Below are 7,526 nucleotides of genomic sequence, written 5' to 3'. Positions count from 1 at the left end.
GAAATCCAGTAGGACGCCGCTCCTACCCTTTGCAACCTCGGTTGCTTGGGGATTCGACGCGAGGCCACACCTTCACGGTCGCGACTTACGTCGCTCCTACAGGGGAGGCATCGAGCGAGAAACGAAACTTTCCCTGACTGTGAACTCCACAGAAAAACGCCGCCTCGAAGGCGGCGTTTTTCGTTACGCAAACGGCTCTATTTGTTCTTCGGCACTTCGACCGTAGCCGAGTCGCCCACGTCGTTGCCCGAACCGTCCTGGGCGGTGTAGGTCGCGGTGTACACGCGGCCGTCGCCGTTGCCGGCCCGCTCGCTGCGCAGGTCGAACTGCAGGTCGGGGGTGCCGATGGCGGCGTTCTGGATATCGTTGACGGTGTTGCCGTCGGCATCGCCGTTGTCGGGCTCGTCGCTGGTCACGCTGGTCAGGACGTAGCTCACGCCCGGGCAGTTGTCGGTGGCGACCACGGTGGCCCAGATCGGCACCATCTTGTGGTTCGGCGGCCACAGCTGGTTGGGGTCGAGACTGACGTCGATCGTCGGCGGGCTGTCGTCGACAATCTGCGCCAACGCGGTGTCGTTGGTCGACAGGCCACAACCGTCCTGTGCGGTCACGCTGACGGTGAGCTGCGCGGGCGAGCCGGTCAGATCGGATACCACCACGCTGCCGCTGACGCCGACCTGCGTAGACGTGATCTGCTGGATGTTGATCGTCGGCGTGCCCAGGGTGAAGTTGTTCGCGCCCTTGATCAGGTCCACATCGACATCGCCGGCCAGCACGCCGCAGGTATCGGTGGCCTGGGCGGTGAACTGCACGGTGAACTGGCATTGGTCGTCCACCGCGCCGCCGGCCGTGTTGACCGCGACGCTCGGCGCGGTGTTGCTGACGCCCAGGTCCTGGTCGTTGATGTCGAAGAAGATGTTGCCGACCGACTGCAGCTTGATGCGGTTGTCCGAACCCGATGCGCAGGGCACGACGAACGAGCTCGCACCGTCGTTGGCGGTGGAACCGATCAGAGTGCTGGCGAAGTTCTGCCCGCCGTCGCTGGAGAACAAGGCGCTGACCTGCGGTGCGATCGAGCCGCCGCCGACCTCCCAGGTCAGGGGCACGGTGCAGCCGGCGCCCAGGCTGCCGCTGTTGGGCGAAGTGATGAAGAACGGATCGCCCACCACCTGGATGTGCATGCCGTCGTAGGCCACGCCACCGCCGCCCATGCGGTTGTCGCGCGCGATCAGGCGGAAGTTCATTTCGCGATCGACCTGCGGCAGGATTTCGCCGGCGCGGGTCACGCCGTCGAGCAGGTCCTGCAGGTTCGGGATGATGCGCGAGCTGGACGCGCCCGGGGGCAGCGAGCGGACCAACGGGCCGTCGCCGGGGTCGGTGTTGATCGGCCGCTGGGTTACCGCGCGGTCGTATTGCTCCCAGTTGTAGGTCAAGGCATCGGCGTCCGTCGCCGAGCCGCTGAGTTCGAACGGCGTCTGCCGCGGAATCGTGTAGTCCCCGCCGGCATTCACGTTGGGCGCCGAGTTGCCGGTGTTGACCAAGGTGCCGCAGGTGGAACCGACGCCGACGAACACATTGGTGACGATTTCGTCGAAACTGCGCGAGTGGAAGTACGAGCCGGCACCGATCACCGAGGTGTCGACGTCGTCCGAATCGCAGTTGCCGTTGTACGACATGCGGGTGGTGCCGCTGCCCGGCTCGTAGCCGCTTTCGCTGTCGCCGGCGAGGAACTCGTTCAAGGTGCAGCTGCCGCCCGCGCCGGTGAAGGTGTGGCGCGCGCCGAGCTGATGGCCGACTTCGTGCGCGAGCAAGCCGCTGGCGCTGTTGGCGCCGTTGTTGCCCATCTGCCCCGCCCCGCGGCCCTTGTGCAAGGTGTCGTTGGTGGTCTGGCAGACGACGTACCAGGCGCAACCGCTGGCGCCGTTGCCCGCGCGCGTGGCGAACAGGAAGCCCAGGTCGTAGTCCGCATCGTCCAACACCACCTTGTTGTTGTCGCGATTGGCATCGCGCAAGGTGCAGGGGCTTTGGGTGTTGTCGAAGGGGTCGGTGTCCGGGTCGCTATAGATCACATCGTCGCTGGCATCGGCGATCACCAGACGCACGCTGACCTCGGGCTCCAACACCGCATTGGCACCGGCCAGATCGGCGACGATCGACGACCACACATCGGCCAGGCCACCGCCCGCATCGCGCGCCTGGTAGAACTCGCCGGTGGTCGACGCCGCCAGCCGATAAATCCGCAACTGCGTGCCCGCATCGACCTTCTCATTCGCCTTGATCTGCGACACCAGCGCAGCCGAGAAGCGCGGCACCGGCGGCTCGTGATGGTGATCGTCGTCGCCCAGGTGGAAATCGTTGGCGCCGTCGGTGCGGTCCTGGTCGCGATAACTCAGGTAGACGCGCCCGTTGGCGGTTTCGACCGGCTCGATACGCAGGATACCGTCGTCGGTCTGGCCCGAGATGAACACACCGCGCGTGCCGACGGTGATATGGCCGGTGAAGCCTTCGCGCTCGTCCTCGAACACGTAGGTCTTGATCTGCGGGAACTGCCCCGCCAGGTTCGGCCCCAGCAACTGGCTTTGCGCCAGCGCAATCTGCACGAAACCGCCGCTGGCGCGCGGCAGATAGATCTGCGTCTGCGGCGGAATCGGCCCGAAGGTTTCGCGCGGCGTGTCGCGCAAGCGCGCTTCGAGCATCATCGCGTCGAGGGTCAGCGGCACATAGCCGGTCGGCGCCGGAAAGCGCTCGGGCAACTGCACCGCCGGCAAGGTTTGCCACATGCCATCGGGCGAAGCCCCACCGTTTACCAGCATGGCCGCCGCGGCCAGCGGATTCGGCGCGAAAGCCGCACCCGCGGCGCCTTGCGAGCCGCTCGCGGCGGCGTCCTGATGCGTGTCCACGAACGAAGGCGCCGAGATCCGGCTCGCGAAAGCGAGCGCAGCCAAACCCAACGCGATCAGAGAAACCGCGGCCCACCGCTTGGGGCCGCGCCGGAACGTCGAATGGGTAGTCATGACACAGGTCCTGGTCATAGGGGAATGCCAGCGCGGCCTCGGGGGCAGTCCGAGCACTGCGCTGGCATGGGGGACAACGCGAGCGCAGCGCGGCGTCGGACAGAGATGAGACGCGGAGTGCTCACGCGACCCTGTTCAGGTGACCAGCGGTCGGATACCGACCTATTTCGACGCCAGGGATGGTCCGGCCGCTCGTCTAGCGCCCCTGGCGAATCCCGGCGTTTTGCAATGCAGCAACGATCGTTAGCGCAAGTACCGCACAGCCAGCGATCGTGCGATACATCAACGCTTCCGCCTGGCTTCGGACTTCCGCGAACGCGGCGACGAAGCCGCGGTGCTTTTGTACTCGGACACCGGCTTCCATCTCAACTTTGCGGTCCAGCGCGGCACAGCCTCCAAGGTGTCGCTCATTTGCTCTGCCGATCTCAGCGACGTAAAGGCGAAGAACGCTGACTGTAAGGCCAATATCCAGCAGAAAAATCCGAGCAATGACTTTCCACTGACATGCCCCATGAACGCATAACCAAACATACAAAGACCGAAGACGCCATAAGCGACAAAATCGACTGCGCGTTCTATGCGGCGCGCCGATGAGGAAAAATGCCTCGGTTTTCGCCACCTAATCTCGCCACTTACCTCGTCCATGTCCAGAAGTGGCCATACAAAAGCGAGATCGACCAGTGCGCGTGCAGCTTGCGGATGAAGCAGCAATTGACGAATCAACGGCACCGGCAAGTTCTCGCCATAAACGTGCCGGACTGCGACTTGAAGCCAGAGGTCGTCGGCTGTGTCGGCCTTGGCCCACAATTCCAGAAAATCCTTCCGGTCCTGCGCCCGGGACCGATGCAATCCGAACAGGCCTTTCGCCAGTGGCGCCGCAATAACCACGAGGACCATCGGAATCGGCCATGGAGACCCGAGCGCCTTCGATATCTCACTGAACATATGAACATCCTTGTCTTAGCAGGTTGGCTACCGCTTAGAGTACGGCCATGCACCGACGGCGCAACGATTGCGCACCCGTAATGTGCGGTTTCGCACGCAAGAACACACTTCGGCCTGCAAATGCGCAACTCCCAGTTGCTCTTGCAACCCGGCGCCAGTTCCATGACCCTAGCCGCATCTTTGCGGACCCAATCCATGGCCCGACTCATCCCCAAAGTCCAGTTCGACACACGCACACTCGGCTGCGCGATCTTGTGCTTGGGCCTCGTCGCCTGCGGTTCTCCAGCGGAGGTTTCCGCGTCCGCGTCGCAGACCAATGGGCCTGCATCGCTTTCCAGCCCCAAGGCTCAGCCTGTGAAAGACACACCCAATGCGCCGGCCTCAGCGCCAAAGCTGAGCAAGAAAGAGTTTGAAGAAAAGTTATTCGCCCTGATCCATGGCATTCAAGGCACGAGCGACCTGAGCAAAGCACGGGTCGAAACGCTGACGCATTTTGCATTGAGCGCTAACGAAGTCGACGGCACCTGGTCGACGCAGGGAAGCCTGGACTCCGGCTCGGCTTATTCGTTCGATTTCAGTCAGTACGCTAGCGATGACAAGCGAGTTGGTATCCACTTGCCCGATGAAAAGCGCTACGACCCGCAGCAGCGCAGGCCATGCGTATTGGCCCTGAATGGTCTGCACGACAAGCTGAAAACCATGGGCTACCAGTACAGCGAGTTCCCGGGGCCGCATAACAGGCCGCAAGCTTGGCAGTACTGGAAAGGCAGACAATCGCTGTTGGTGGACTACACCTACCGGCCCAAGCCCGAAGACAATGAGGCTGCCTGCGTGTATGCCGTCACGATCGAGATGATTATTGAGGACTGATCTATTTTCGGCTTTCGGCCCGAACCGCGTTCGTCCGAGCTTCATCGAAAGGCCCATCCCAACCAAGAGAGATGACGTGAATCTCAATCACCTAACCGCAGCAGCCGCCATTGCGATACTGAGCTTAGCAGGCTGCCAGAAAGGAACCGCCGCGGTTGAAAGTCCGGCCAGCTCAAAGCCTGGCACCGAACGTGTCGCACCTACCCAGTCCAGCGACATGCTCGCCAGCGCCGAGCTATTCGTGAGCGAACAAGGCCGCGATTGGACAGCGTATAGCGCCCTGCCCCAAATCAAATGGATCGACCCGTCGCCGAAAGAGTACGTCCCCGGCCGCTACTCACAGCACGGGAAAATTTTACTGCTCGGGTTCTCGGTCAAAGAGGTGCCGAACGGCAGGCCTGGACCGGATTACGCGACAACGAAAAGAAACGAAGGCGAGTCGACCCTATCCATCAACGGGTCGCAGGCTGCCGTCGAGTCCATCTCGATCAGCAAGCCCTTCTATTCGGACGATTACCTCGACGTCCTCAAGAAACAGTTCGGCGCTACGGCTGAAGTCTCCACGATCGCCGATGAATGCGCCCCGGGAGAGGCTGAAGAGGGCGCAGGAAATGGCGCGTTCTTCGCTGTCTCAATCGCGGGGCGGGAAAAGATTTATGTGCAGGCGAGTCAGCAAGACGGCGGCAAATACACCGCGGGCTTCACCGTATTCGACCTGACACGGACCCGACCGAGCGAGGTCATGGCCCAACTGAAGTGCAAGCAGCACCAGTGATCAACCATCAAGGAGCAGGAACATGGCAGGGACGCGTAGGCAAGAACGAGCCGTATTGACGGCCAATCAGTATGCTCAGGGCAATATCGAAGGGTTAAGCGACTATTCCACTCGGAGACTGGTGGCTTCAACCGTCTTGACCGAGAGCAATGGCGGCGACCTGAGCATCATCAACGGTGCGGGTTACGTCGGACGATATCAGGCGGGCGCTACCTGGCTGGCCGATGCGGGCTACGTCGACGCGGATAAGGTCAGAGCGGCGATGTCGGGGTATCGCAGAGAGTGGACCTGGGCCGAGTCGGGAGGCATGACCCGCTTCCTGGAAGATGCTTCCAACTGGAAAGACGGTTTGAGCCTCGACCAGTACAAGGCCTCCGCCGACTTGCAGGATCAAGCGTTCAAACGCAACAGCGACGCCGCTTATCGCACCGCCATGAGACAGGGAGTGCTGGTTGAGGGTGACTCCGAGGAGCACATCGCGGGTTTCCTGAAAGCGCGGCATATCGCCGGATATGGTGGGGCCGTTAAAGTCGTCCAGGGCAAGCAGGCCGCGACGGACGACTACGGGACCAGCAGCTACGACTATTACAACGATATAGCACTCAATCGCGACGGACTCGACCAACTGCTGATCATCGAGGAACGGTTCAAAGGCATTCCCTACCAACTACCTGTCGAGAATGAGCTACGCCCGGGCGAAGCCAATCTTTCCGTAAAAGCGTTACAGGAAAATCTGAAGCTGGTCGGCGCGGTCGATGCCAACGGCAGAGCGCTGCAAGCCGACGGAGACTATGGGAAGAGCACGCGAGAAGCTGTTTCCCTGTTCCAGGAGCGCAACAACCTCCCAGCTACCGGCACAGCCGACATTGCGACGCTAACGACATTGCGAACGCACGCCGCGGTACTCTCAGCGACACCGGACTTCCAGCAGGTCGCCGAGCGCTTTCAACCACCCGGCTATCGCAGCGATTGGATGCAGCCGAACGACCAAGGCTTGCCGTCGTACTTACAGTCCCCTACTTCCGCAGCCAGCACTCGCCAACCACGCGATGCGATGGCCGACGGCAGCTTGAAAGTCGGCGAGCAAGGTCAGGAAGTCGCAAAGTTGCAGGAGAATCTGATCCAGCTCGGAATCAACGACCGGATCAAACAGCCGATCACCGCGGATGGCGTTTTTGGCCCGGCCACTCAGCGAGCAGTACAGGCCTTTCAACTTTGGCATGGCACTGAGCAGGTCAACGGAGTCGCAGATCGGCAGACGCTCGCAGCGATCAGCACCCAGGCCGGGCTGGCCATCGTCCAACGAGCGGCGGACCAGGTCTCCGACCGCCCCGCCCGCGACTTCGCCGCCAACGTCAATCTTGGCAGGCGGATCGATCCCGAGTCGGCTGCCGATCGCTACGAGGCGAGCCACGCACCCCATGCAGCCCCCCTTTCCCCAGCCCCAGCCTCGCAAGCCCCGGCCCCGATCAGCCCGGTTTCATCGCCAGCACGCATCGACCCCGCACTGACACCCTCACGGCTAGCGCCCGAGGATCAGGCCATGTTCGACAAGATCCGACAGAACGTGCCTGCGCAGGTGGCTGACGAGAAAGTGGCGCAAGCGATGCTCCAAGCCAAGCAGAACGGCATTCCCGATGCTGGTCGCATCGGCCGCATCGGGGTTGTAGATGGAACCCTGTGGGTCGCGGGTGTCGTACCGGGATTCCACGCGGGTGTGTCCACATCCGAACCGGCACCGCCGATGCAGGACACCTTGCGTGCGAACCAATCCTTCAATCAAGAGCGCGACCAACAACACGCGCAAAACCTAGCCCAACGTTCGCAGGAAGACCCGAGCCGCGGCCCAAGACAGTAAGGCCGTATCCGAGTCCACCTAAAGCCCCCGCAACGGGTCGTCCCAGGCGAGCGACCACTTTGAT

General features: G+C 62.3%; 5 protein-coding genes. 3 read left to right on the top strand and 2 right to left on the bottom strand.

Annotated elements, in window-relative coordinates; genetic code table 11:
* Window positions 1–197 precede the first annotated feature (197 nt).
* A complete protein-coding gene (locus EX88_RS0118000) occupies window positions 198–3,014 on the bottom strand; it encodes a reprolysin-like metallopeptidase (protein ID WP_161786145.1) in 2,817 nt (938 codons plus the stop codon).
* A gap of 282 nt (window positions 3,015–3,296) precedes the next feature.
* Entirely contained in the window at window positions 3,297–3,959 is a 663-nt protein-coding gene (locus EX88_RS0117995; protein WP_152566345.1) for a hypothetical protein, read from the bottom strand.
* A 195-nt stretch (window positions 3,960–4,154) separates the two neighbouring features.
* Between EX88_RS0117995 and EX88_RS0117990 the strand changes: the two genes are divergently transcribed.
* From EX88_RS0117990 to EX88_RS24750, 3 genes are all read left to right on the top strand, one after another.
* The gene (locus tag EX88_RS0117990) at window positions 4,155–4,829 is read left to right on the top strand and encodes a hypothetical protein (RefSeq protein WP_152566344.1); all 675 of its coding nucleotides are present in this window, start codon (window positions 4,155–4,157) and stop codon (window positions 4,827–4,829) included.
* Between the two features lie 76 nt (window positions 4,830–4,905).
* The gene (locus tag EX88_RS0117985; protein WP_152566343.1) at window positions 4,906–5,604 is read left to right on the top strand and encodes a hypothetical protein; all 699 of its coding nucleotides are present in this window, start codon (window positions 4,906–4,908) and stop codon (window positions 5,602–5,604) included.
* A 55-nt stretch (window positions 5,605–5,659) separates the two neighbouring features.
* The gene (locus EX88_RS24750) at window positions 5,660–7,462 is read left to right on the top strand and encodes a peptidoglycan-binding domain-containing protein (RefSeq protein ID WP_161786144.1); all 1,803 of its coding nucleotides are present in this window, start codon (window positions 5,660–5,662) and stop codon (window positions 7,460–7,462) included.
* The last annotated feature ends 64 nt before the right edge of the window (window positions 7,463–7,526 follow it).

Origin of the sequence: Lysobacter antibioticus (genome assembly GCF_000731095.1) — a bacterium.
GTDB classification, from domain to species: domain Bacteria; phylum Pseudomonadota; class Gammaproteobacteria; order Xanthomonadales; family Xanthomonadaceae; genus Lysobacter; species Lysobacter antibioticus_B.
This window is presented reverse-complemented; position numbering and strand designations above follow the sequence as displayed.